The organism is Brevundimonas intermedia (assembly GCF_004614235.1).
Classification (GTDB): domain Bacteria; phylum Pseudomonadota; class Alphaproteobacteria; order Caulobacterales; family Caulobacteraceae; genus Brevundimonas; species Brevundimonas intermedia_A.
The window spans coordinates 130,064-155,635 of record NZ_SPVH01000001.1 but is presented as its reverse complement, the minus strand read 5'-3'; the positions used below and the strand labels follow the sequence as shown (position 1 = coordinate 155,635).

At 63.9% G+C, this 25,572-nt stretch carries 16 protein-coding genes; 8 read left to right on the top strand and 8 right to left on the bottom strand.

Annotation, left to right across the window (positions count from 1 at the left end; all coding sequences use genetic code 11):
• Nucleotides 1-88: 88 nt before the first annotated feature.
• Nucleotides 89-3,037, top strand: a complete 2,949-nt coding sequence (locus EGY25_RS00705; protein WP_135193142.1) for a TonB-dependent receptor domain-containing protein — start codon at nucleotides 89-91, stop codon at nucleotides 3,035-3,037.
• A 230-nt stretch (nucleotides 3,038-3,267) separates the two neighbouring features.
• Here the strand turns inward: EGY25_RS00705 and EGY25_RS00700 are convergent, their stop codons facing one another.
• Nucleotides 3,268-4,884 (bottom strand): carboxylesterase/lipase family protein, encoded by a 1,617-nt coding sequence (locus tag EGY25_RS00700; protein WP_209307922.1) that lies wholly within the window; start codon nucleotides 4,882-4,884, stop codon nucleotides 3,268-3,270.
• Nucleotides 4,885-5,017: 133 nt separating this feature from the next.
• On the opposite strand from EGY25_RS00700, the gene EGY25_RS00695 reads away from it, so the two are divergent.
• The 3 genes from EGY25_RS00695 (at nucleotide 5,018) to EGY25_RS00685 (ending at nucleotide 9,427) form a co-directional block, all read left to right on the top strand.
• Nucleotides 5,018-6,082 (top strand): LacI family DNA-binding transcriptional regulator, encoded by a 1,065-nt coding sequence (locus EGY25_RS00695; RefSeq protein ID WP_135193141.1) that lies wholly within the window; start codon nucleotides 5,018-5,020, stop codon nucleotides 6,080-6,082.
• A 109-nt stretch (nucleotides 6,083-6,191) separates the two neighbouring features.
• Nucleotides 6,192-8,408 carry a beta-glucosidase gene (locus tag EGY25_RS00690; RefSeq protein ID WP_135193140.1) on the top strand — a complete coding sequence of 739 codons (2,217 nt, stop codon included), beginning with the start codon at nucleotides 6,192-6,194 and terminating at the stop codon, nucleotides 8,406-8,408.
• A 71-nt stretch (nucleotides 8,409-8,479) separates the two neighbouring features.
• Nucleotides 8,480-9,427 (top strand): LacI family DNA-binding transcriptional regulator, encoded by a 948-nt coding sequence (locus EGY25_RS00685; RefSeq protein WP_135193139.1) that lies wholly within the window; start codon nucleotides 8,480-8,482, stop codon nucleotides 9,425-9,427.
• 833 nt (nucleotides 9,428-10,260) lie between these two features.
• On the opposite strand, the gene EGY25_RS00680 is transcribed toward EGY25_RS00685, so the two are convergent.
• Nucleotides 10,261-12,159 carry a TonB-dependent receptor gene (locus tag EGY25_RS00680; protein WP_167762437.1) on the bottom strand — a complete coding sequence of 633 codons (1,899 nt, stop codon included), beginning with the start codon at nucleotides 12,157-12,159 and terminating at the stop codon, nucleotides 10,261-10,263.
• 9 nt (nucleotides 12,160-12,168) lie between these two features.
• Here EGY25_RS00680 and EGY25_RS16380 point away from each other — a divergent pair, with 9 nt between their 5' ends.
• On the top strand, nucleotides 12,169-12,441 hold the full coding sequence (locus EGY25_RS16380) for a hypothetical protein (protein ID WP_167762436.1): 273 nt from the start codon (nucleotides 12,169-12,171) through the stop codon (nucleotides 12,439-12,441).
• Nucleotides 12,442-12,552: 111 nt separating this feature from the next.
• Here the strand turns inward: EGY25_RS16380 and EGY25_RS00675 are convergent, their stop codons facing one another.
• Together EGY25_RS00675 and EGY25_RS00670 are read right to left on the bottom strand one after the other, a co-directional pair.
• On the bottom strand, nucleotides 12,553-13,029 hold the full coding sequence (locus EGY25_RS00675) for a hypothetical protein (RefSeq protein ID WP_135193137.1): 477 nt from the start codon (nucleotides 13,027-13,029) through the stop codon (nucleotides 12,553-12,555).
• Between the two features lie 211 nt (nucleotides 13,030-13,240).
• Entirely contained in the window at nucleotides 13,241-16,036 is a 2,796-nt protein-coding gene (locus EGY25_RS00670) for a TonB-dependent receptor (RefSeq protein ID WP_245159283.1), read from the bottom strand.
• Nucleotides 16,037-16,439: 403 nt separating this feature from the next.
• Here EGY25_RS00670 and EGY25_RS00665 point away from each other — a divergent pair, with 403 nt between their 5' ends.
• Nucleotides 16,440-18,116 (top strand): FAD-binding dehydrogenase, encoded by a 1,677-nt coding sequence (locus EGY25_RS00665; protein ID WP_135193135.1) that lies wholly within the window; start codon nucleotides 16,440-16,442, stop codon nucleotides 18,114-18,116.
• Between the two features lie 62 nt (nucleotides 18,117-18,178).
• Here EGY25_RS00665 and EGY25_RS00660 read toward each other — a convergent pair whose 3' ends face one another.
• Complete coding sequence (locus EGY25_RS00660; protein ID WP_135193134.1) at nucleotides 18,179-18,604, bottom strand: DUF2147 domain-containing protein; 426 nt, start codon at nucleotides 18,602-18,604, stop codon at nucleotides 18,179-18,181.
• Nucleotides 18,604-19,293, bottom strand: coding sequence for a Coq4 family protein (locus EGY25_RS00655; RefSeq protein WP_245159282.1), 690 nt, complete (start codon nucleotides 19,291-19,293; stop codon nucleotides 18,604-18,606). The genes EGY25_RS00660 and EGY25_RS00655 overlap by 1 nt, the downstream gene beginning before the upstream one ends.
• Nucleotides 19,294-19,450: 157 nt before the next feature.
• Here EGY25_RS00655 and EGY25_RS00650 point away from each other — a divergent pair, with 157 nt between their 5' ends.
• The gene (locus EGY25_RS00650; RefSeq protein ID WP_135193133.1) at nucleotides 19,451-20,059 is read left to right on the top strand and encodes a TetR/AcrR family transcriptional regulator; all 609 of its coding nucleotides are present in this window, start codon (nucleotides 19,451-19,453) and stop codon (nucleotides 20,057-20,059) included.
• 171 nt (nucleotides 20,060-20,230) lie between these two features.
• Entirely contained in the window at nucleotides 20,231-20,641 is a 411-nt protein-coding gene (locus tag EGY25_RS00645; RefSeq protein WP_135193132.1) for a hypothetical protein, read from the top strand.
• 271 nt (nucleotides 20,642-20,912) lie between these two features.
• Here EGY25_RS00645 and EGY25_RS00640 read toward each other — a convergent pair whose 3' ends face one another.
• Both EGY25_RS00640 and EGY25_RS00635 read right to left on the bottom strand, forming a co-directional pair.
• Complete coding sequence (locus EGY25_RS00640) at nucleotides 20,913-22,388, bottom strand: alkaline phosphatase D family protein (RefSeq protein ID WP_167762435.1); 1,476 nt, start codon at nucleotides 22,386-22,388, stop codon at nucleotides 20,913-20,915.
• A 166-nt stretch (nucleotides 22,389-22,554) separates the two neighbouring features.
• Nucleotides 22,555-25,548, bottom strand: a complete 2,994-nt coding sequence (locus tag EGY25_RS00635; RefSeq protein ID WP_135193130.1) for a TonB-dependent receptor — start codon at nucleotides 25,546-25,548, stop codon at nucleotides 22,555-22,557.
• Nucleotides 25,549-25,572 lie beyond the last annotated feature (24 nt).

The window sequence follows — 25,572 nt, the reverse complement described above, 5'->3', positions numbered from 1 at the left end:
CAGATGGCGCGGCTGAACCCGCGCTCGGCGCCGACGTGCGCCGCAACGAAACAATAGACGCGTCGGGAGCGCGTCAGGAGGGGAAACCATGAAGACGATCATTCAATCCAACACGAGCCGTCGTGCGCGCTGGCTGACCACCGCGGCGGGCGCCGTGCTGGCCACGACCCTTTTCGGGCCCGCAGCCTGGGCGCAGCAGACGCCTTCGCCCCAATCCGGCGAGGCCGCACAGACCGAGGAAGACGGCGATGTCGCCAGCGTCGAGGACATCGTCGTCACCGCCGTCGGGACCAACATCTCGGGCGTGAAGCCGGTCGGCAGCGAAACTGTCACCCTCTCGCGTGAGGAAATCCTGAGAACCGGTGTCAGCAACGTAGCCGACGCCGTCCGGACCCTGCCGCAGGTCAAGAATCTCGGTGACTTCCGCGAAGGCGGGACACAGGGTTCCTATAATTCCCAGCAGGGCAACGCCATCAACCTTCGTGGCCTCGGCGCCCAGGCGACGTTGACGCTGGTGGACGGCCACCGCCTTGTCGCGACGGGCGCGGCCTCGAACTTCACCGAAGCCAACCAGGTGCCGTTGGCCGCCGTGGAACGCGTCGAAGTGATCGCGGACGGCGCTTCGGCGCTCTACGGCTCAGACGCGGTCGCGGGCGTGGTGAACTATGTGTTGCGCAAGGACTTCGAAGGCGTCGAGGCGTCGCTTCGGGTCACCAACCAGACCGGCGGGGTCGAGTATTCGCCGTCGTTCACGACCGGCAAGATGTGGGGCGACCTGGGCGGCATGGGTGGCGGCAACGTGCTGCTGGCGTATGAATACACCTCCCGTGACGCCTATCTGCGGTCGGAAAATCCGCTGCTGATGCAGGATCTGACCCGTTACGGCGGACCGGACAACCGGCTGAACGGAACGACAGCGACGGTCTCGGGACCCGCCAACATCTATGTCCAGAACGCCGACGGTTCGCAGAACCCGACGCTGCCCAGAGCCGGCGCATACACCTACTACGGCCTTCCGACGGGCGCGAACGTCGGACTGTCGGCCTCGGACCTGTTGCTGAACCGGCCTAATCTCACGGATTCCGCCGAATATACGGACTATGTGGGCGAGCAGAAAAAGCACCAACTCTCTCTGTTCGCCAACCAGCAGTTCGGCCGGCACATCGAAGGTTTCCTGCAGGCCTCCTACAGCAAGCGCGAGACCTATTCGCGCTCGCTGGCTTCGGTGAACCAAAACGTCACCCTTTCGCCGTTCCTTTTCGATGCGGCCGGCAACGTCACGGCGACACCGAACCCCTATTACATCAGCGGAATTCCCGGAGTCGCGCCGGGGGCGAACCTCAATGTGCAATATAGTGGCATTAAGGATTTTGGAACGAGCAACTTCAATAACTATTCGGAAACCTACAGCATCACCGCCGGTTTCCGGGCGCTGCTGCCCTTCGATTGGAAGATGGACGCTTCCTATACGTTCGGGCGGGACGAAGCGTGCAACTATTGTCAGACGGGGTTGAATCTCAATCCGACGGCTTTGCAGTATCGGATCAACACCGGAGACATCAATCCGCTGAGCAGCACCTCATTGTCGGACGCGCAACTGTCGACATTGCTGGGCGACAATATTCAGAGCAGCGGGAACGGCCTGGACGACATTGTGGTCAAGTTCAACGGGCCGTTGTTCGACCTGCCGGGCGGCACGGTGCGTGCGGCTTTCGGCGGTGAGCGCAACGAAGCCTACAACTACAACGTCAACGGAGCCAATCGCACGGCGCTGAACGCGTTCGAGTTCGACACCACCGAGGCCACCAGCAAGCTGGATCGGACCATCTGGTCGGCCTTCGGCGAGCTTTACGTGCCGCTTATCGGTCCGGAAATGGGCGTGCCGCTGGTCCAGAGCCTGATCGTCGATGCGGCCGTCCGCTATGACGACTATTCCGATGTGGGCAACACCACAAATCCCAAGATCGGCGTCACCTTGGACGTCACTGACACCTTCAGCCTGCGGGGGTCCTGGGGCACGTCGTTCCGGGCACCGTCGCTGCCGGATGTCAATCTGTTCGCCTATTCGTCCTCGTTCGGCTTTCCGTCGTCCAACAGCGACCCGCGCGTGACAAACGGCTTCCTGAACCTGCCGGGCGCGGGGCTGACGTTGGCTAACGTTGGGCTGGTTTTGGGTTCAAACCCGGATCTCAAGCCTGAAGAGGCCACAAACTGGTCCTTCGGCGGCGATCTCGAACTGGGCGACTTCACCTTCAACGCCACCTACTACAATATCAGCTACACAGGCCGTATCGCATCCCCGGATGCGCTGGGCGCCTATCAGGCCGGGCTCTATCCTGACTATCGGGGTTTTGCGGCCAACATCATACCCATCAACAACCCGACCACCTGCTCGAACGCCGACCTGACGACGTCCGATCCGTTGTTGCAGCAATACTTGGGTCGCACCCTGCTGTACGGCGGCATCCCAGACTTCTGCGCCGTCAATGTGCTGATCGACCAGCGCAACACCAATCTGGCGGCGACACGCCAGGACGGTATCGACGCCAGCGTCTTCTACGATCGCCGGTTTGGCGAGTTGTCGGTCAATGCCTCGCTGGCGGCCAGTTGGACGATGAGCAATGAGCAGCAGGTCGTAGAGGGGCAGCCGTTCGAGGATCGCCTGGGCTTCTACAGCACGCCCATCGAATGGCGGGGCCGGGCGTCCTTGGGCGCCAACTGGCGTGAGTTCAGCGGCAACCTGTTCGTCAACTATACGGGCGGCTACACCAATGATCTGGCGGTCGATTCCCTGGGATCGTCCATCACGCCTCAAAAGGTCGATGCCTGGGTCACGGCCGACGCCACTTTGGCCTACGCCACCGAATTCCGGGCGCCGGCGGGCGGGTTCGTGAAGGGACTGCGGGCCTCGCTGACGATCCAGAATCTGACGGACGAGGATCCTCCCATCGTGATCACCAGTCAGTCGGTGTTCAACGGATCCTACTCTCACCCCTACGGCCGCACCTTCAGCGCGCAACTGACCGCCAGCTTCTAGACGTGCCTTTCCGGCATCCTGAGCGCCGGCCTGGCCGCTGCGGTTTTCCGCAGCGGCCCTTTTTTGTCGAGATGCCGAGTGGAAGAGACGCGCTAGAGACGTTCTGTCGGGCGTGCGCCGCCAGCGCTTTGCTTGGCTGAGCGGCGTCGACGCCAAATCGTCGGGCATAAGAAAACGGCGTCGCGATGATCGCGACGCCGTCAGTTTAGCACCCTTAGGAAGGTTGCGCGTTACTTGCGGGCGGCTTCGGCCGCAGCCTGGGTGACGTCCAGTCGAGCGCGCCACGGATCGGGACCGCCTTCGACGCCGTCGTTGTTGAAGCGCATTACCGGCTGGGACTGGGCGTCGAACACCGGCCAACGCGGCAGGCCGGCGCCGTTCGGGTCGCCGGCGCGGGCGAAGTTGACGATGTAGGAGGCGATCAGCTTGGAGGCCTCGCGATCCGCCGGCGTCACCTTGTCCGGGTAGCGGGCGTCGATGGTCTGCAAGAAGAACGGGATTTCCGTCGCATGGGGAACCGCGGGCCATTCGCTCCGCATCGTGTCCGCCACATAGCCGTAGCGATAGTGCCAGACGGGCGCCCCTGCCTTGGTCTGCTCCTGGGCGATGAACCGAGCCGGCTCGATCATGAAGGAGTCCATATAGATGGAGTAGCGGAAGGCCTCGTCGGGGGTGATGTCGCCATAGGCGGCGCGGGCTGCTTCGGGGTCCGGGAAGCGGGCCAGCATCTCGTCGCGGGGCAGGGGCGGGCCCCAACCGATATCGGCGGTGACACCGCCGATCATCAGAGGAACGCGCGCCTGTTGCTGGGCGCGGAACACGCTGTCGGCCCCCACCATGATCTTGCCGTCGATCATTGGGCCGCTGGCGGGCGCGACGGGGCGGGTGGCCATGCCGGTGCCTTCGACGATCTTTTCGGCCGGCAGGGCACGAAGCGCCGCCAACGCCTGAGCGTCGTCGCCGGTGACGCCCGCCCATTCGGCGAAGCCTTGGCCGTCATCCTCGGCGTCGGGCTTGCCCTCGGCGTGAAGCGGCTTCAGGCTGGAGTCCATGCGCGCGGGCGCCGACATGGAAATAGCGCGGTCGAACAAGCCTTCGGCGAGGGGTGTGGTCATCAGGTTCAGAACCGATCCGCCGCCAGCCGATTCTCCCATGATGGTGATGTTGTCGGGGTCGCCGCCAAAGGCCGCGATATTGGCCTGGATCCATTTCAAGGCCGCAATTTGGTCCATGTAGCCGTAATTGCCCAGATGGCCGTCGTCGGCGTTCTCAGCCGTCAGAGCAGGATGGGCGAAGAAGCCGAAGCGACCCAACCGATAGTTGAAGCTGGCGAAGACTACGCCCTCCTTGGCCATCGGCGCGCCGCTATAGACGGTGGGCGAGGCGCCGCCGTTCACCCAGCCGCCGCCATAAATCCAGACCACGACGGGCAGTTTGGCGTCGGCTGGCGCGTCAGCCGGCTTCCAGACGTTCAGATAAAGGCAGTCTTCGGCCGGCGGCGTCCCCAACGGCGCGGCGTCGGCAGCAAAGGGAATCTGCATGCAATCGTTGCTGTAGTCAGTTGCGGGCCTCACGCCCGACCAGGCGCGCGGCGGCTGGGGCGCACGCCAACGCAGCGGGCCGACTGGCGGCTGGGCGAAGGGAATGCCCTTCCAGGCGGTGACACCGTCGGCGGTGACACCGGCGACCTGGCCCGTAGTGGTCGTGGCGACAGGGCCGGCCTGGGTCTGGGCCTGGGCCTGGCCGGCCGCGCCAGCGAGCATGAGAGCCGCGATTGAGGCGGCGGCAAGCGCGGCGCCCCGGCGTCCGGCCACGCTATGCGTAGACCGGATCAGTTGGATGGTCATGAGTAGTCCCTCCCGATGGCGCTCTGATTGGCGCTGACAACGTTACCGGTCACGCTATCGCTTTCCGAAGCGGCGTCAAGCCAAAGCCGGTTTCCGACTGGCGAACCCTTTTGATGCGGCCTAGTCTCAAGCGGTGACCAAAGCCCCGATTTCAACCTCGCGCAAGCCGACGATCAAGGATGTCGCCGCCCGAGCCGGTGTATCCTTCAAGACAGTGTCGCGTGTCCTGAACGCCGAGGCGGGCGTCAGGGCAGACGTGCGGGACCGCGTGCGAGCGGCTGTCGTCGCATTGGGCTACACGCCCAATCTTGCCGCGCGCGGCCTCAGTGGTGGGCGCACCCGCCTGATTGGCCTTGTCACCTATGCGACGGCCGAGGCCTTTCTCGAAAACCATGCCTATCTGTCGGCGCTGGAAACAGGGTTCATCGACCGTTGCCAAGCGCTCGGTTCCAGTCTGGCGATCGAGATCGTCCGTGCCAACGCCGACTTAGAGTCGGAGGTTCGGGCGGTGGCTAGCGGCCTGACAAAGGACGCCTTCATCCTGCTGCCGCCCCTGGCGGACAATATGCGGGTGATCGCGGCGCTGGAGGCCACGGGCGCGCCGGTGGTTCGCATCGCGCCGACACTGGATCTCGACCGCTGTGTCTATGTGGGGATGGACGACGAGGCTGCATCGTTCGACATGACCCAGCGATTGTTGACCCTTGGGCATCGACGCATCGCCCTGATCAGCGGCCACCCTGGCCACGGCGCGGCGGAAGCGCGCCGTCAGGGATATGTTCGCGCCATGCGCACCGCTGGGATCGAGATCGATCCGGGGCTGATTCGGCAGGGTTGGTTCACTGAGGCGTCTGGCTTCGACGCCGCGATGGGTCTGCTGGATCTGGACGAGCCTCCGACCGCCGTTTTCGCCTCCAACGACATGATGGCGGTAGGCGTGCGTCGGGCCGCGCGGCTGCGGTCGGAAGATCCCGCCGCAGCCTGTCTCTCGATCGTCGGCTTCGACGGGCTTCGAACGGTGATGGCGGGCTGGCCGACCTTGACCACCGTGCGCCAGCCGTTGACGCAAATGGCGTGGGCGGCGTTGGATGCGGCCGATGCTCTGGCCGAGGGGAGGGGGACGATCTCGGTCGTGCTGCCCCACAGCCTGTTGGAAGGTCAAAGCGCCGCAGCGCCCCATACCGTGCCGATCGGCTGAAACACGACTGCGCACAATGATCCCAGTTGCCAAAATCCGCCGACTGGATATGGTAACGTTGTCTAACAACAAATGAGGCGCGTCACATTGTGCGCCCACGGGGACGGAAATGACCTTCAGACCTTTCGCTCACGCGCTCCTTGCCGCCACCGCCTTGGTCGCGCCGATTCAGGCGCACGCCCAAGTCCAGGACGCCGCCGCCGATGCGCGCGCCGCCGCCCTGGTCGGACGCATGACGATGGAGGAGAAGCTGTCGTTACTGCATGGCACGATGCCCTTGCCGTTCTTCGGCGACACGCCGATCCCTGAAGGCGCAATTCCTGGCGCAGGCTATGTGCCGGGTGTTGAGCGTGTGGGGGTGCCGGCTTTGAAAGAGACGGACGCCAGCCTGGGGGTGTCATGGGTGGCCGGGCTCAGAGGCGACGGCGCCACCGCCCTGCCGTCCGGCCTGGCGCTGGCGGCCACCTTCGATCCCGAACTCGCGCGTGAGGGCGGCGCCATGGTCGGGGCCGAGACGCGCGCCAAGGGCTTCAACGTCTTGCTGGCGGGCGGCGTCAATCTGGTCCGGGACCCGCGCAACGGCCGGAACTTCGAATATCTGGGCGAGGACCCTCTTCTGGCCGGAACCCTGGCGGGCGAATCCATTCGCGGGATTCAGAGCAACCGCATCATTTCGACCATCAAACACTTCGCCTTCAACGGCAACGAGACCGGCCGCAACTTCCACAGCACCGACATCGGCGAGGCCGCAGGCCGCGAAAGCGACCTGCTGGCCTTCCAAATTGCGATCGAGCGTGGCCAGCCCGGTTCGGTGATGTGCGCCTACAATCGCGTCAACGACGTGTATGCTTGCGAGAACCCGACCCTGCTCAACGACGTGCTCAAGCGCGACTGGGGCTACAAGGGCTGGGTGATGTCAGACTGGGGGGCGGTGCATTCGACTGAGGCCCTGCTGAACGGCCTGGATCAACAGTCCGGCGAGCAGCTGGACCGGGAACCTTATTTCGGACGCCTGCTGACCGAGGCGGTGGCGGGCGGCGACGCGCGGTATGTCACACGGGTAGACGATGCGGCGCACCGGATCGTGCGCACCATGATCTCCACCGGCATGTTCGACGACCAGCCTCAGCCGGGTGGCGTCATCGATTTCGACGCCCATGCTCAGGTGGCGCGCCGCGTAGCCGAACGCGGGGTGGTCTTGTTGAAGAACGAGCGTGATCTGCTGCCGCTTGCCCGTACCGCCCGCAACATCGTGGTGATTGGCGATCAGGCGGATGTGGGCGTCTTGTCCGGCGGCGGATCTTCGCAGGTCGCCGCGCCCGGCGGGCCGGCTGCAACAGTCCGCATCGGCGGCGAAAACGCCATGGGGCCCTTCAGCAACGCCCTGTATCACGGCTCGTCGCCGCTGGCGGCGATCAAGGCCGAGGCGCCGAACGCCACCGTCCGTTTCGCCCACGGCCGCTATGTATCCGAGGCCGTCGACCTGGCGGCAAAGGCTGACTTGGCCATTATCTTCGTCGGCCAATGGACCACCGAGGCGGTGGACGTGCCCGACCTCTCGCTGCCGGGCAATCAGGAAGCGCTGATCGAAGCCGTGGCGCGCGCCAACCCCAACACCATCGTGGTCCTCCAGACCGGCGGGCCGGTGGTGATGCCGTGGCTAGAGCACGTGCCAGCGGTGCTTGAGGCCTGGTACTCGGGCGCCAAGGGCGGCGAGGCGATCGCCGACATCCTGTTCGGCGACGTCAATCCGTCTGGTCGACTGCCGGTGACCTTCCCAGCCTCCGTGGATCAACTGCCTCGTCCTGTCATTCCAGGCATCGACCAGCCGTCAGCCGGCCTCGTCGCAATGGGCGAGACGCGACCTAGCTTTCCGGTCGATTACACGATTGAAGGGGCCGACGTCGGCTATCGCTGGTTCGAGGCCAAGAACGCGCGCCCGCTGTTTCCCTTCGGCTTCGGCCTGTCCTACACGGACTTCGCCTACAGCGATCTGAAGGTCGAAGGCGGCGACACCCTGACCGTCAGCTTTAAGGTGGCCAATACCGGCGATCGCGCGGGGGTGGACGTGCCGCAAGTCTATTTGACCGAGTCGCCGGGCCGGTCGCAACAACGGCTGATCGGATTCGAGCCGGTGTCGCTGGCGCCGGGCGAAAGCCGCACGGTCTCGCTGACCGCTGACCGCCGGTTGCTGGGGAACTGGGACACGCAGCGTCCCGGTTGGTCCGTTCCGGTCGGGGACTACAAGGTGTTTGTCGGAACCGATGCGACGTCTCCCCGCCTCAATGGTCAAGCGCGGGTTCGTGCGTCGCGGCTTCGGCCGTGACGCCGGGTCCATTGACGAGCGATGAGTCGAGGCCGCAGAAGCAACCGCATGACAGGTGAGGTTTCAGTCCCTTGACCCGACCGACCATCAAGGATGTCGCGTCGATGGCCGGCGTCTCGGTGATGACCGCGTCGCGGGCGCTGAACAACCAGCCGTATGTCAGCGCGGACGCGGCGCAGCGCGTCCGCGAGGCGGTGGAAGCGCTGGGGTTTCGCCGCAACGCCTTTGCGCGGGGGCTGCCCCGCGCTCAGTCCTTCATCGTCCTTATGTTGATTGGTCATGGGACGTCCGACCTGCCGGGGCAGTTCCAGCGTCATGCGGTCGAGCGGTGTCGCGGCCTGGGCCGGCACCTGATCGTTGATCGCCCCCCGGCGGGCGGAGGCGCAGTCGCCTATATCGAGGGCCTGATCGACCGGCTGCGTCCTGAAGGCGTGCTCCTTTGGCGGCCCTTGGCGGATGATCTCAGGGTGCTGGCCATGTTGGCCGGTCGATCGGTGCCGTTCGTGCGGATCGACGCCGATCCCGCGCTGGCGGGAGCCCTCGTCTCGATTGATCATGCCCAGGCCATGACCACCTTGCTGGAGACAGTCGATGCGGGTGCTGCAGCGTTCGTTCATAGCGAGGCGGACGGCTGGCTGGCCCGCCAAAGACGCGAGGCTGTCCAGGCCGCCGCCAAGACCGTGCGACTTTGCCCCGCGCCGTCCGGCGACTTTGGAGCCGGCCTGGAATGGGGGCGCCGCCTGATCGCCGAGGACGAACCGCCCGCCCTGATCGTGGCCGACCACGACGAACTGGCGCTTGGACTGCTGGCCGCTATCAAGTCCCAGCCGCCAAGCCGCCGTCCCATCCTCGCCTGTCTTGAAGACAGCGGCAGCGTCAGTCTGGTGGCGCCTGAGATCGTTCGTCTGGTTCAGCCTTTGGAGGCGATGGCCGACATCGCTCTCGGCGTTCTCGCTCAAGAAGATATCGCAGCGCCGAACCGCTTTCTACCACTTTTCAGCCGTTCGGACGGACAGTAGGGCAATAGACTGTAAGCGGATATGCGAGTACTGACGGTGCTGACCTCAAAGTCTCGCAGGGTTCACGATCCTTGCGGGGGCTTCGGACCCGATGCCTTGTTTGGTCTTGGCGCATCCAAGCCGTTGGTCGAGCGTCGGACTGGCGATATGTTAGCCCTTACTGGGCGGCCGTCGTCAGCGTGATCGTACGGTATAGTCCAAGTCTCCTGTCGTCTGTCCGGCGGAGCTCCTGTTGCCCGGAGAGAGACCCGCTTGCGCCGATAGATGGCAGCATCACTGAAATTTTACTACGTCGAATTTTACCAATGAATTCAACGACGCTATTTAAGTGACGGTAGCTCGCGCGGCATGGTGCGTGGATCAAAGAAAAGGCGCTGATAAATCAGCGCCTTCTGGTCTACTGAAGGATCGAGTGGGAGTGAGTGAGCGGGATGCGCTGCAATAAGCAAGTTACATTTCAACGAGTTGAAAGATCGGCCTGATCCTACCGTCTCAATGGTCAATCAGCGCAAAGACCACCCCGCAGGGCTCGGATTTTATTGGTATTTCCCAGCGGGCAGAGTCGCGTTTCCGGTAGCAGTCACAGCACTCTGACGGTACTTCTGACGGTATATTCTGCTCGCAAAGGTAGCGTGGGCTGAGACTGCTGCTGACCCATATCGGCCAATCGTAGGTCCGCTTCTGGAATGAGGGGCGCTTCTTCTCGGACGCCCTTAGTCTTGCCCGCTCCCCCACGCCTAGCTGAACGTCGCGACCCCCGGTGCGGCGCGAACGTCTCCCCTAAGCTAAGGGGGCAAACGCGCAGACGGTCTGATTGCGCCAGGCCGCTCGTGTCAGAAGCGCTGACTTGCCGTGAGGCGTACGGTACGGCCCAAGGGATCCTGGTCGTTGCGGCCATAACCAGGGACTGGGAGGCCGTCGCCGAGGCGGGCCCTTGGGCGAGCGTCGAACAGGTTCTCGATCTCAAGCTCAAGGCGAAGTCCGTCATTTCGGCGACGGCCTGGCGTTGCTGTCGCCTCGCCCTGGTTCGTCTCCAGAACGGTGCTCACCTTCAGGCCGACGGTGGTCATGGGCGACAGGAGAATGTCTTGTGGTCCATCCTGCCCCACGTCGCGCCGAATACGCGCGCTGCTGCGCCAGCTGCCGCTCAGGTTCGCGCCCCAACGTCCAAATCGACCGTCCACCCTCAGGGTCGCCTGGTAGCGCGGTACGCCCCCGCCATCTCCGGCCAATCTATCGAACATGGGAAGATCGTTGCGGATGATCAGCCGATCCGCGAGCCGCCAGGTATGGCTGACGGAGACCTGGACCGAGCCTCGCCCGGGCGAACCCGGGGCGGTCTCGCCCAAGGGAATGTTGGCGGTCAGGCCGGACGAGAGGATGTCGGCCGCGATCTCCTGCAGATTGATGGCGCGCCGATCGACGGCAAACAGACGCCCCGTCGCATCCCTCAAAAATCGGTCCGGGAAGGCGGCCTCGGTCGCCGGGGTGAGTGCAGGCAGGGCGGCGATCGCGGCGGTCGATCGCGTACTCTGCAGATCGAGGTTGCCCTGGAGGCCCCAACGACCGAACGGGCCTGCCGAGGCGCCGATCGACGCCGACTGTGTTTCTTGCACCCGAAGGTCTGGATTTCCGCCGGTGAAGGGCAGGATTTCCACGGCCTCGCCGGATCGGAAGTCATAGACGGTCTGCGGCGATCCGTAGAGGGCCGGGGCGAACCGTTGATCACGTGTGGGAGCATCTGTCGCGCGGGACCACTGCCCCGTAAACCGATATCGGTCCGACGGCGTCCAAGCAAAGCCGGCACTGAGCCCCTGGCCGTCTGCCCCTGCGGTGTCCAACGTTCTCAACCGTCCGCCGAGGGTGACGACAAGATCGCCCCAGCCCGCTCCCCCTTCGTCCTGCTGGGCCGACAAGATCGGAAGCGTCAGGCCAGACCTTACATCGAGCGCCTGCGAGGATTGGGTCGCCCTTCCGTCCGGGGTGTCGGTTTTATCTCGAGCGAGGGAGTATTGCGTGTCCACCGTCTGAAGCATCGGCCCCGCCGGCAGGTCGATCAAAGTCCGGTCGGCGGACAGGTTCGCCACGCCCGACAGATTTCGAGCGGTGAGGTCCAGAACGCCTTTCTGGCGGCTTTCGATGGCGACCGCGTCCAGACTCATCCTCACCGACCAGCCATAGGCGGAGCCGCTGACGCCGCCGCTCGCGTTCAGGACGCTTGTGGCCTGTCGCGTGTTGAGTGCGGCTCCTGCGACACGAAATGAAAACCGACTGCGCTGCTCCTGCGCGCTGGCCGTCAGGGATGTCGCCCACTCGCCGATCGTTCCTGTCATGGAAAGGTTCGCCGAGGCGGTCTGGGTCGCTGGGCGCAGCGTGCCGCCTTCACGCGCGGGATTGTCCTCGAGAACGCTTGGCCGTTCGTCGGCCCTGAGCGATGTCGTCCGCGCCGCCTCGACGCCGAACTGCAGTGTGTCGGTCTCTTTGAGTTGAGATTGGCGGGCGTCGACCGCCAGCGTCGAGGTTCCGCCGCTTGTCGGTCGCGATGCTCTGGCCAGGCCGTCGCGGCTTTTGAACTCAGGAACGAGGACGATATTGACCACCCTCCGAGAGGGGTCAGCGCCATAGGTCGCACCCGCCTGTTGCGGCAGGATTTCGAGCCGGGACAGAGCGTCTGGCGGAAAGCCGAGGAAGTTGCGAGGATCGACGACCCGACGTCCGTTGACGATGATCAAGGGCGGCTGTTGGAGGCCGAGGTTTTCGCTGATGCGGTTGATGACCTCGCCGATGTCGTAGGCGCCAAGATTGTCGATTTCCTCGGTTCCAAACTCGCGTTCGGGCGCCAGTCTGGCGGCGCCCCGCCGCCCGACGACGACGACCTCGTCCAACTGGGCTGGAGCCGCTGTCTCGGCGTCCTGGGCGAACGCGGCCAAGGCGACAATGGGGAGGCAAGACAGCATCTACGCGATCACCAAGATCTGCTGAGCATCAAGCGGGGAACATCGATCGTTGCGTGACCTGAGCGGTTCGTGCGCACCAGTATTACACGACGAGAAGCGAAAAAAGCCGGACGTCGGAGACGTCCGGCCGAGGTTTTTCAGTTTCAGAAAGCCAGACTTGCGCCTGGACTAGAGGATTTGCAGGCCGGGGATGTTGATGGAGCCGCTGACCAAGGTGCAAGACGGATCCCCAGCGTTCACCGCAGGCAGCACGTTGTTGTTGAAGGTGGCGCTCCTGGTTGTATTGTTCCAGGCGACGGTAACGGTGCCGTAGCAAGGCTTGTTAGCGACGGTATTGGCTCCAATGGTAAGAGAAATCAAGCTTGTCGATCCTGGCACGACTGATGCGCTCCAAGCTCCATAGGGCGCAACGACTACGCAGAGAAAACTACCTGCTGAAATACTGCGCGTGGGGATCGCTCGGGTGGTGGCGCCGGGCGATGCCGTGATTGAAACGTTACACGTCACGTCCGTCGTCTGTTGAAGCCGAACGGATCCAGAACCCGATAAGTTGCCCGTGCTGGGCGAGAACGACTGAGCGAAGGTTGGCGACGCGAGCGCGACCGTCGCCAAGGCTGCGGCGGCGAAGGAAAGTGTCTTGATCATGATAGTCCTCCCTTAAGTGAGCCTTCAGGGGCCCTGTGAAACTTGGACCGTCCTATGTTTGGACGCCTATTTACAGCGCCGTAAGCATCCTTGAGTCAATAAATAATTGTTATTTTTCAACATGGTAAATGGAGGATGGCGCGAAATCCCGACCGCTGAAGCGGTCGGGGGAATCCGAGATCTCCAACTGCGTCGGCGGGTCTTTGCGTCTTCAGAACGTCTTCGTCAGACGCACGGCGAATAGCCGCGGGTCCAGGGTGAAGACGTTGGTGGTCAGGCCGGTGTCGTCGGAGTTGGTGAAGGCGTCGACGATCGGCGCGTCGTCGAAGACGTTCTTGACGTAGGCCTGAAGGATCAAGCCGCGCCTTGTGTCTTCCAGCTTCACCGAAAGGTTGACGTTGTCCCAACCCTCCAGTCGGTCATATTCGGTATTGTAAACCCGGAAGAAGCTTTCGCCCTGGCGATAGTAATCGCCGCGAAGCGTGAGATCCCAGTTGCCCATGAACCAGGTGTATTGCGCCCCAATGTTCGCGGTCCAACTGGGCGAGTTGGGTAACTCGTTGCCGCTCAGGTCGGCCTCGAAGCCACGACCGCCGTTGGGAGCTTCAGTCAGAGGGTCGTATTCGAAGCCGTAGAAGGCCCAGAAGGGCAGGCTGGAAGCAAAATCGGGGTTGAACGTGCCGAAACGAGAAGAGCCTGCGCACAAGGCGCTGATGGCGAAGTTCGCCAGTTCAGGACCAAATGGGCTGTTGAGAATCCGCTCTACATATTCGGTCGGCGCGATACAGTTGGACGGCACCTGAATCCACGGACGAAGGACGGTCCAGCCGTCCGTACCCTGTGTCCGGTCCATGACGTTGATGGAGCCCTCTCCGTCGGCGATGCGGGTTTTCAGATAGCCGAAGTTGCCGTCGATCTGGAAGTTGGCCGTAGGCTTGTAGACGGCTTCCAACTCAAGCCCCCAGATGGTGGCGTCGAAATTCTCGTTCAGCGAGATGCGATCGACGATCTGAGAAACTTGATAATCTTTGTAGTCGTAGAAGAACGCGATGGTGTTGAGCCGAAGCGCGCCGTCCAGGAGCGTGTTCTTGGTCCCAATCTCGAATGCATTGACGTATTCGGGGTCGAACGTGCTGGATAACGGTAGATATTCGACGACGCCTGGATTGAGGTCCAGTCGAGGCGGATTGGTCCCGCCGCCCTTGTAGCCACGCGACAGCGACGCATAGATCAGGGTGTCGTCTGTGAAGGACAGGTCCGGCGTCCAGTCCAGAACCAAGCGCCCGGTAACAGCTTCCCATTGTTGTTCGATGTCGGGAAGGGCGTAATAGCCGCTTCGCACATAGCCGCCGGTTCCTGCCCCCGGCGTGCCGTCCAGGTCCGCGCCCAGCAACAGCTGACTGGGGTAGGGGGTCGTGACCTTGCGATCCTCTGTGTAGCGTAGCCCGGTTGTCAGACGTAGGTCGGACGTCAGGTCCCAATAACCTTCACCGAAAACAGCCCAAGAGCGGGTGTGAATGACGTTCTTGCTGCGGAAGTAGTTATGACCCTCGCCGTTTATCTCGCTCAGCGGATTGGGGTCCACATAGACACATTCGGTCGGCCTGTTTTCATCGCAGGGAACGGTGCCTTTTCCGCCGCCGCCCAGGCTGACATTGTAGAAATACTCGGCGATCATGGAAAACGTGTTGTTGAACACAAAGTAGTCGTCTTGAGATTTGAAATCGAGATAGTTCGCTCCGACGCTGAAGTTAAATTTGCCATCCATGTCCGACTGTAGTCGGAACTCTTGATACCATTGGCGATTGTCGGACTGACTGAGATCGACGGAAAGGATGCGGTCTGAAGGGCCGAGTTGCGGATCCGTATAAATCCCGCCGGGTGTTATCGTTGAGGGTAGCGGTGTTCCGTCGAAATCGAATATCTGTGTGCTGTCGATGAAGGCTGGATTTGAAACATAACGCGCATAATCCTGAGATGCGTAGTAATCGTCTTTTGCATAAGCGGTCTGAGAATACAGTGTCAGAGTGTCGGTCAGATCAAACTCCAGGTTGACCTGGAAGACATCGTTCTTGGCTCGAAACACGGGATCATAGCTGGTCGACATCTCTCGCAGATCGCGCGACTGGACGATTCCCTCGTAGGGATCGCTTCCCAAGGGAATAGGATAGCTTAGCTGTCCATTGGCGTCGAAGCCGAGACTCACCGACGTGGACAACAAGCGGATGGGACCGAAGGAGCCCCCGTTCGGAGCCCCGTATGCGGCATCGTCATACAATGATCCGGGCAGACAGCCCTGACTCAATTGATCCTGGGTGTAAGGTTGAACGACGGCCGCCGATCCCACCTGCGTCGGCCCCGGATCGGTGGTGCACAGCTGTTTGCCGGTGCGTGAGCGGTTGTCGTCTTCCTCGAAATGTTCCCAGATCGCATTGGCGCGGAACCGCGCGGTCGGCTCCCACCGGGCCGACAGGCGGGTCGTGAACAGGTCGCGGTCGTTCACATGGGTGTCGTTGAAGCTGTTGTAGTCGAAGCCGTCGCGCTTGGTCAGGGCGAAGGCCCCGCGGACGGCGAAGGTGTCGCCGAGGGGGATGTTGACCATCGCCTGGGCGCGCTTGGTGTCATAGTTGCCCAGTTCACCGGTCACGAACGCTTCGGAGTCGAAGCTGGGCAACTCCGGAAACATGTTCACGACGCCGCCGGTGGCGTTGCGGCCGTAGAGGGTGCCTTGGGGACCGCGCAGCACCTCGACGCGCGCGACGTCCAGATACTCCTGCTCGAACAGGCGGTTGCGGATCAGGGGCGTGTTGTTGAAGCTGACGGCGACCGCAGGGTCGCTGGACGCGGAGACGGCCTTGGTCCCGATCCCGCGGATCGAGAAGTTGTACATGCTGAAGTTGGCCTTGGAGAAGGTGACGTTCGGCACGGCGCGCAGCAGTTCCGAGCCGCCTTCGATCTGGCGCGACTGCAGGGCTTCGGACGAGAGGGCGGTGACGGCGATCGGCACGTCCTGAACGGACTGTTCGCGCTTCTGGGCGGTGACGATGATGTCGTCCACAACCGCGGGGCCGGATTCCGCCTGCGACCCCGATGTTTGCGCCAGCGCCGGCGCCCCGCCTAGCATGAGGGCTGTCGCCGATACGGAGAGCGCAAGACGCGCGCGAATACGGGCCGCTGAAGCCATAAAATCCTCCCGGAACGCGTCGGTGTATCGACGGCGCGTGCTTACGTTTCCTCCCGCCTGTATTTTCTGCTCAGCGGGGCGGGGCCACCGGCAGTTGTCGCCAACTTCGCACTACTCACCGTCATGTCAATACCTATTGACAACGATGTTGGTTGACGGCCATCAGAAAGCGGGCTGGATTGTCGATGTCGTCGGCCGCGACGTTGGCGCGACAGGGGGACGCGTGATGGACTATGACGCGGTAATCGTTGGGGCGGGGCTGGCCGGGCTGGTCGCCGCGAACGAACTGGTCGAGGCCGGGCGCCGGGTGGCGCTGGTGGATCAGGAAAGCGCTGCCAACCTGGGCGGCCAAGCCTATTGGTCGTTCGGCGGCCTGTTCCTGGTCGACAGTCCCGAACAGCGCCGGCTGGGCGTGCGTGACGGATTCGATCTGGCCTGGTCGGACTGGCAGGGCAGCGCGGGCTGGGACCGTCTTGACGGCCCGCTGGCGCAGGACGAATGGGCGGCGCGTTGGGGACGGGCCTATGTCGAATTCGCGGCGGGCGAGAAACGCAGCTGGTTGCGCGCGCACGGCATTCGACTCACGCCGATGGTCGGCTGGGCCGAGCGGGGCGACGGACGCGCCGACGGTCATGGTAATTCTGTGCCGCGATTCCATGTGGCGTGGGGGACGGGGACGGGGGTGAGCGGCCCGTTCGCAGGCCGCGCACTAGCGGCGGAAAAGCGCGGAGCTCTAACGTTCCATTCACGCTGCCGTGTCGATGACCTGATCGTGGAAGCCGGGCGCGTGACGGGCATTTCAGGGGTTCGTTTGGCCCCGGACGATGCGCCGCGCGGGGCGCCGTCCAATCGCGAGGTGATAGGATCCTTCCTCCTGCGGGCGCCGGCGGTCCTGATCGCCACGGGGGGCATCGGCGGAGACCATGACAAGGTGCGGCGCCTATGGCCGGCACGTCTGGGAACGGCGCCGCGCGAGATGATCGCCGGCGTGCCCGCCTATGTCGACGGCCGGGGACTGGACATCGCCGAGGCCGCCGGCGCGCGCCTCGTGAACCGGGACCGCATGTGGCACTACGTCGAGGGCATCCAGAACTGGAACCCGATCTGGCCTCGTCACGGCATCCGGATATTGCCGGGGCCGTCGTCGCTCTGGCTGGACGCCTTGGGGCGCCGCCTGCCGTTTCCGGCTATGCCGGGCTACGACACGCTCTCGACCCTGCGCCATCTGCGCACCACGCCGGACCTGGCGGCGCACGATCACTCATGGTTCGTGCTGACGCAGGCGATCATCGAAAAGGAGTTCGCTCTGTCGGGCTCCGAGCAGAACGGCGACATCACCTCCGGTGAGTGGCTGCGCGTGCTCAAGACCCGGCTGGGCAAGGGCGCGTCGCCAGAGGTCGAAGCCTTCAAGACACAGGGCGCGGATTTCGTGGTCGCCCAGGATGTCGAGACGCTGGTCGCGAAGATGAACGCCTTGACGGCCGCGCCGCTTCTCGACGCGGCGGCGGTGCTTCGGATCATTGAGGCGCGCGACGCCCAGATGGACAATTCCTATGCCAAGGACCTTCAGATTCAGGGCATCCATAACGCCCGACGCTATCTCGGTGATCGGCTGGCGCGCGTCGCCAAGCCTCATCGTCTGCTTGGTCCCGCAGCCGGCCCGCTGATCGCCGTCAAGCTTCATGTCCTGACGCGCAAGAGCCTGGGCGGCGTTCAGACCGATCTGAGCAGCCGGGTTCTGAAGGCCGACGGATCGGTCCTCGAAGGTCTTTATGCCGCTGGCGAGGCGGCAGGGTTCGGCGGCGGCGGCGCCCACGGCTACAACGCCCTGGAGGGCAGCTTCCTGGGCGGATGCCTTTTCACCGGCCGCGCCGCCGGTCGCGCCATGAGCGACGTGGGCTGAGGAACGATCCGATTGAGTTTGGCGACGTGGCCGCGCTGTGCGGCCCTGTGGATCCGCCGGGCCTAGTTCGCTCGCGTCCAGATCTGGGTGCGGCACAGCAGGGGCGCGATGCAGCCCCGCACCGACAAACGATCACGTCCGACCAGCGTCAAGCTTCCCCGAGAGGCGCGCTGACCGCTGTCGGGATCGTAGAGCGGACCGCCGTTCCAGACGGTCGGGCCGCCCGTGAATCCATCCAGAACTCTCACCCCTCGCAGAGGCCGGTCGCGCAGGTTTGGGTCGCGATTGCGAACGTCCTTCTGATCCGGATTGCGCCGAAGGGGCGCAGCGTCGAAGACGCGGCCGCACAGGGCGGAACCGCAGGCGTGGATCTCGACCACGCCCCCTTGGGCGGCGGTGCGCCATTTGCCGATCAGAAGCTCATCCTGAGCGGTCGCTGGTCCCGCGAGAACGAGACCGACGATCAGAGCAGCGGCGACCCGTAACATCAGGTGGAAACCAGTAGAGTGTTGCGTAGCTGGACTGGAATCTGATCGTAAAGCGTGGGGCCGGCCAGACCCAGACGCGCCCGCGCCTGATCCAGAGGCTCGGCCATGAGGGCCTCGTAATCCAGACCCGGCAACCAAGCGGCGCGGCGACCGCGACGCCAGGCCTGCAGAATGGCGCGCGCGCAGGGATGGCCCGTTCGAGCCCGCGCCGCTTCCACCGCGACCCCGGCGGCGATCAGGCCGAACCCGACGCTGCGGGTCTGCGGAAGCGAGAAGGCGACCACGCAGGCTTCGCCCAGCGCATCGGTGCGATAGCCGGTAAGGATGTGCCACAGATCATGGACGTCACGCAGACGACGCGCATACCAGGCATAGGGGTGGGCGGCCTCGATCTCGCTGTCGGCGACTTTCTGGCTTTCGCCGGCCAGGCCATAAGCCGACAGATTGCGCTCGTCGATGAAGTCCAGATAGGCGCGACCCACGGAGTTCCGAGGCAGGGATTCCAGCCAGGGTCGGTCATGCAGGCGATCCGCCAGTTCAACCATCTTGAAGGCCTGTCGCGAGCCTTCGGTCTGCTCCAGCATCTTGTGATAACCGCGCCGCACCGAGCTTCCCGCCAGTGCGTTCATGATCTCGAACACCTGGGTGGTGTCTTCCTTATCGGCGATCAAGCGGCGCAGGGCGCGCAAGGCTCTTAGCGGCTGAACACGCCGGGGCTGAAGCCGGCCAGCCGCACGGGCGGGCGCTTTGCATGCTCCGTCGTCGATCAATAGTTCCGCTGTCACTTGCTCTCTCCGCCCGCTGCGCTTAACCAATCTGCTATCTACATGGATGTAACTAACAGCAATGTCAATAGAGCGCGTTCGTCGTCGTCGGCGCACCCCTGAAGAGGCCCGCCAGGAAGCCCTGGTCTGTGCGCGCGCGCGCCTGCTCGCGGGCGGGCCGGACTCTGTCACGCTCAAGGCGGTGGCCGACGACTTGGGCATGACCCACGCCAACCTCATCCACCATTTTGGTTCAGCCGAAGGCCTTCAGTCAGCGTTGATGGGGTCCATGGTCGCGGACCTGTCCAACGCGCTGGATACCGCGATCGCGCGTCTGCGCACCGATGACGGGGCGCCTCTGGAACTGGTCAACGCCGTGTTCGACGCCTTTGCAGAAGGCGGGGCCGGCAAGCTGGCGGCCTGGATCGTGCTGAAAGGCGACCTGTCGCACCTGGAACCTGTCCGCGCCGCCGTCAACGGTCTGGTTCACGCCATCCAGGACAAGCTCGGCGATCCTTCCGAAGCAAGCCAGATCCGCCTGTCCTCGGCCGTTCTCTTCATCGCGTTGAGCGCCTTCGGCGAAGCCCTGATCGGAGAGCCGCTCAGGGATATGCTCGACCAGGACGAGGACGCTAGCCGCCGCGTCGTCGCGGGCCTGCTTCCTTATTTTGTCGCGAGGTCCGAGCGGTAGAAGAGCAGGCTCACGCGAATACTGCCAGCCAACGAGCAGGGCTCAGCCGCCGTGAGGGCTTGCGCGCGGCGGCGCAGCCGACATGGGGCGGGCGATCATCTCAAAGAATGTTCGCTCCAGAGCCTCTTGACTAAGGCTGTATAAAACGGCCGGTGTGGAGATGGCCACGAGGTGCGGAGCGCCTCCTTCTCCGGGCCAGTGTTTGGTCCACATCGACCTGGGTCCATTAGACACCCGCGATCGCTCAACAATCAGGTTGCCCGCGCCAAAACGGTAGACCGCTTCCGCCGCACTAAGATTGGCGCCATCGAGCTCGCCACAATCACCGACTACACTCGGCTGGGCCAGCTCACGAAAGGGCCGGTCTATGTCGTCTCGATCGCCGGTGCCAAAATGTACTCGCTCAACCCGCAGTCCGCAGAACAGGCCGACGTACGCATTGGGGACACCCAGCCGTTCCAGGTCGTGGATGTGAGCACGGACCGACTGACGTTCCGGACCTTCGACGCGACCGGACGGCGGCTGGACGCATTCGATATCGAGAAATCCGGCGACGGGCGAGAAGTCATCGATCAACGCTAGTGCCGTGGTCAGCGGCCGGGTTGCAAAAGGGCGTGGCCACAGAATTCATGTGAAAGCTGCTCCGAGCGCAGCGCTCAGGTCGGGATCGAGCGATCGCGTAGCGCTACGGTGATGGACCTCCGCAAGGAGCTCTTGTTGTCTCATCTGGGACGAGCCCAAGGTCTGCCTGCTGGGCTATCGCGCAGAAAGGTTCCATTGCCTCCTGCAGAGACCTGAGCGGTCGTTTGTCCTTCAAGCCGTCGTCTTTGCCCTGTACTTTGAATAACGCCAGTCAAATCTTCCTGGGTCGGGGTTCGCGTGGATCGACCATGAAGCGCGCCAAGGTCGTCAATCGGCCGTGGGGCCTGTCCACCTGATCCAGCGCCTTGATGTCGGCTGTCCAGTCGTTCGGCGAGACCGTGTAGAGGTGGTAGCCGCGCTGATTGTTGAGCAGTTGAACGTTCGGATTGTTGTCCAGCACGTTCAGCTCGTTCGGATGACGCAGCCCGCCGCTGCCCCCCGATGAAATCGATGTCGCCAGGAACTCGCTGGCGATGGGCGTGGACGTGGGATCTTGAGGGTTCTGCGGCACATACCCCACGACGTTCTGGTGCATGTCTCCGCTGCCGATCACGACATTGGTCAGCCCCTTGCGTTTGATGCTGTCGATCAGGTCGAGCCGCGCCTGCGGATAGCCGTTCCAGTTGTCGGTGCTGCGCCGCGCCGTGGTCTCTCGGTCCTTTCGGACATCGTAGGGCATCACCATCACCTGCTGGGCGATAAAGTTCCAGCCGAAGCCGGGCATGAGACCGTCATCCAGCCAGGCCTCCTGTTCGGCGCCTAACATCGTGCGCGAGGCGGCATAGGCCGGCTTGCAGGCGGCGCGTTCCAGCGGCGTCATGGCGGCGCCTTCGCATTCCTGGCGGCTGCGATAGGAGCGTGTGTCCAGGACGTGCATCCGCATCAGCTTCCCGAAATCTAAACGACGGAAGGCCTGTGCGCCGACGACGCCGGGCCGGACGCGGGGACGAACGGGGGCATGCTCGTACCAGGCCTGAAGCGCGGCGGCCTTTCGCGCCGCGAACACCGCCGGAGGACCGCCGTCCTTGCCGTGCTCGCCCGCCCAGTTGTCGTCGATCTCGTGGTCGTCGAACGTCATGACGAAGGCCGTCGCCGCATGGGCGGCCTGCAGGTCTGGGTCCAGCTTGTATTGCGCATAGCGCAGCCGATAGTCCGAGAGAGTGGTCGTTTCGCCCCCCCAGTGACGCCGCACGACGTCGTGCTCTCGTGGGCCGAACTCGTAGATGTAGTCGCCATAGTGGAAGACGACGTCGAGGTCGGGCTCCGCCGCGAGGTGGCGATAGGCGGTATAGAAGCCGCGCTCGAAATCCTGACAGCCCACCGATGCAAATCGCACCTGGTCTACGGCGGCGCCGGGAAGCGGAAGCGTGCGTGCGCGTCCTGCGGGGCTCGGCAGGTTTCCGGGCGAGAAGAAGCGGTACCAGTAGGGGGTGTGGGGCGCCAGGCCGGCGACCTCGACATGGACCGAATGGCCGAGCGCCGCGCGCGCGATTCCGCGACCTTTCTGGATCACTTTGCGGAATGCCGGATCGGTGGACACTTCCCAGCCGACGGCGACATCCAACGGCGGCATGTCGCCGTCCTGAACCAGGGGGTTGGGCGCGAGCCGCGTCCAGATGACGAACCCATCGGCCGTCGGATCGCCGGCCGCGACGCCCAATGTGAAGGGATAGGTCCGGAAAGGCATGTCCGGGGTCTGAGCGACCGCTCCTGCGGCGGACAGGCCCAGGCCAAGTCCGGACAGAAGGATGCCGCGTCGATCGATGCGATTATGAAACATGGGTCAGTTGCGCCAGGTCAGGTCGAAGCTGCTGTGCGGCCGCACCGGAACAGTGCGGCCGCTGTCAGCGGCGTCAGAAGCGGATGGACGCCCCGATGGACAGGGTTCGGCCGCTCACTGTGCTCGTCATCAGACGACGCGCGTCTGTGTCGGCATATTGAATCACAGGTTCATCGGTGATGTTGAGCGCATCGACCCGAATCTGAACCGTGGGCGTGACGTTGTAGTAGGCGGTCGCATCGACCACGGTCGACGGGGCGAAATATTCGCCGATGTTGTCGTTGCCGCCGTTGCCTTTGCGATAGCGCGAGCGCGAGGCCATCGACATACGCCCCCCGACGCGTTCGCTGTCGTAATACAGGGTGGCGTTGTAGGACCATTTGGACAGGTCGACCAAGCTCAGGCGGTGCGCGACGCCGTTGTAGAAGACGTCCGTCTCGCCATCCGCATAGGTCACATTGGCCAGCGCGCCGAAGCCGTCGAACGGCGCCGGCAGGAAGTCGAAATCACGCCGGGCGGACAGTTCGACCCCCCGTATTCCCGCGCCGGGACCGTTGACGGGCCGGGTGAAGTTGAACACGACCGAGCCGTCCTGGCCTTCTTCGAGCAGATCGAGGGGATAGCCGGTTTCGCTGTAGGGGACGGTGGAGGTTTCGGTCGTGACGAAGGACTTCATCTCCTTGTGGAAGACGCTCAGCCCCAGGTAGCCACGATCGCCGTCATAGTACTCGATGGCGCCTTCGATCGAATCCGCCGTGTAGGGGGTCAGGTTGGGGTTGCCCGCGCTGATGGTGCCGCCATAGCCCGCGACGCGCACCGTGGCGGCCGCGCTGAGGTCGCCCAGAGCTGGTCGGCTGATGTTGCGGTTGGCGCCGAAGCGCACGACGAGTTCGGGGCTGATGTCCAGAGCGATGTTCAGCGCCGGCAGGAAGCCCTCATAGCGATTGGTGATCTCGACGGGCACGAGCCCGGCGCTGGTGACCGACGAGCCGATGGAGACCAGTTCGGTGTCGTAGTAGCGCACGCCGATATTGGCGCGCAGACCGAACGGGCCGATGTCGGTGTTCAGATCGTACTGGCCGAACGCCGACACCGTCTGCTCCTCGACGGAATAGTCGGTTCCGACCGACAGGTTTCGCGCGTCGAGGCTTCCGTCCTGCCCCAAGGCTTCGAAGATCGCAGCCACGTCGCCGACCACATAGGGCAGGGCGGTGGAATGGTTCGTCAGAATCGTGGGGATCGAGGCCAGCGCGTTGCGATTTTCGTAGTTGGAGGTCGCATCATAGCGAAAGCCGCTGTTGGTGAACTTCTTGAACGATGCGCCCGCCTTGAGGGTGGAGATGGCGCTGGGCGTCCACTTCAGCCCGGCCTCGCCGGTGTAGAACTCGTTTTCGATATGGTCCCGGCGCCACTGGATGGACTGCAGATCCCATGCGTCAGGATCGGCGGGGTCGAAGTCGTAGGTGTTGACCGGGTTGTCCGTGTCCAGATCGCTGAACGACACCGTGTGGCCGACGGATTCCAGGTAGACGCGCTGCCAGTTGGAATCGAAGGTCGAGCTCGACCAGCCCAGAAGCCCGGAAACCTCCAGATTGTCGGTCAGCATGGTGCGCCCGTTCAGGGCCGACTGCCAGAACTCGGTCTGGTCGACGGTCGGCTTGGACTCCGAGCGAACATCGACGCCGGACACAACGGCGTCCGTGATGCTGTTGTAGCGATCCAGGGACACCGACTGAAGCACCTGGGTCCCACGGACGTCGTTGGCGGACAGTCCGTTCGTGCCGGCGTTGCCGAGGACGTGCTCGTCCCGGTCATTCGAGAGCTGCCCGTACATCAGATCGAGCGTGACGTCGGTGGCGTCGCTGGGTTGATACTGCAGCGTCGTCGTCAGGCCGATGCGCTCGCGCTCATTGAACCAAGTGCCATAGGTCTGGGCGCGGGAGTTCCAGGCCCGTTCAGCGCCCGTGGCGTTGACCAGTCGGTCGCGATCCTCGGCCGAGACGCCGGGGCCGACGTTGGCCGCCCCGAAATTCATCTTGGACCAGTTCCAGTTGCGATAGCCCCACTCGACCGTTTCGGCCGAACTGTAGGCGACCGACACCAGCGCGCCGAAGTCGCCCCATTGATCCGACGCCAGCGCGACGAGGCGTGGCCCCGGCGTGTCGGTGTACTGGTTGGACTGGACCTTGGCGTTGGCGACGAAGGTCCGGCCCTGATAGTCGAAGGGCTTGGCCGTGCGCAGCGACACCGTGCCGCCGATCCCGCCCTCATCCTGTTCTGCGGCGTAGGATTTCTCGACCACCACCTGGTTGAACAGCTCGGAGGCGAAGACGCTGTAGTCGAACGAGCGTGAGCGGCTGGCGCCGCTTCGGCTGTCCAGCCCGGACGCCGTGTTGCTGAGCACCTCCATGCCGTTCAGCTGGGTGCGGGTGAAGTCCGGCCCCAGGCCCCGCAACGAAATCTGTCTGCCTTCGCCGCTGTCACGGGTGATCGCGACTCCGGGAACGCGTTGAAGCGCCTCAGCCAGGTTCTGGTCGGGAAAGGCGCCGATGTCCTCGGCCAGGATGACCTCTTGCGCCCCCGTCGCCGCCTTCTTCCGCGACAGGGCGCGGCTCAGGCTCGACCGGAAGCCCGTGACGACGATCTCATCAAGCGCCGTGATCGTCTCGGAGGGATAGGGGGGCTGAACGATAGGGCGGGTCGCGATCACGGCGGCAGTCGGCGCAGGCGCCGACGCGGTTTCGCCCGAGCGACGGGAGACCGATACCGTCCGGCCGGAAAGTCGGACATCGACCGGTAGGCCGCGTGTCAGCTCGGCCAAGGCGGCGAACGCAGTCATCGATCCGCTCAACGGCGCGCTACGCAGGCTTTCCAGGTCGGCCGCCGAGGACGCGACCTGCAGGTCGGTCACGCGCGAGAAGGCGATGAGGGCGGTTTCCAGCTCTTGGGCGGGCTGGTTGAAGCTGTAGGTGCGGCTCCGTTCAACGGAGGCCTGGGCCCAGGCCGGCGACGCCGCCACGGGCACGATCGCCGTCGAGGCGAGCAGAAGGAAAAGGTGTTTGCGCATGAAGTCCCCCGTGTTGGTTCAAGG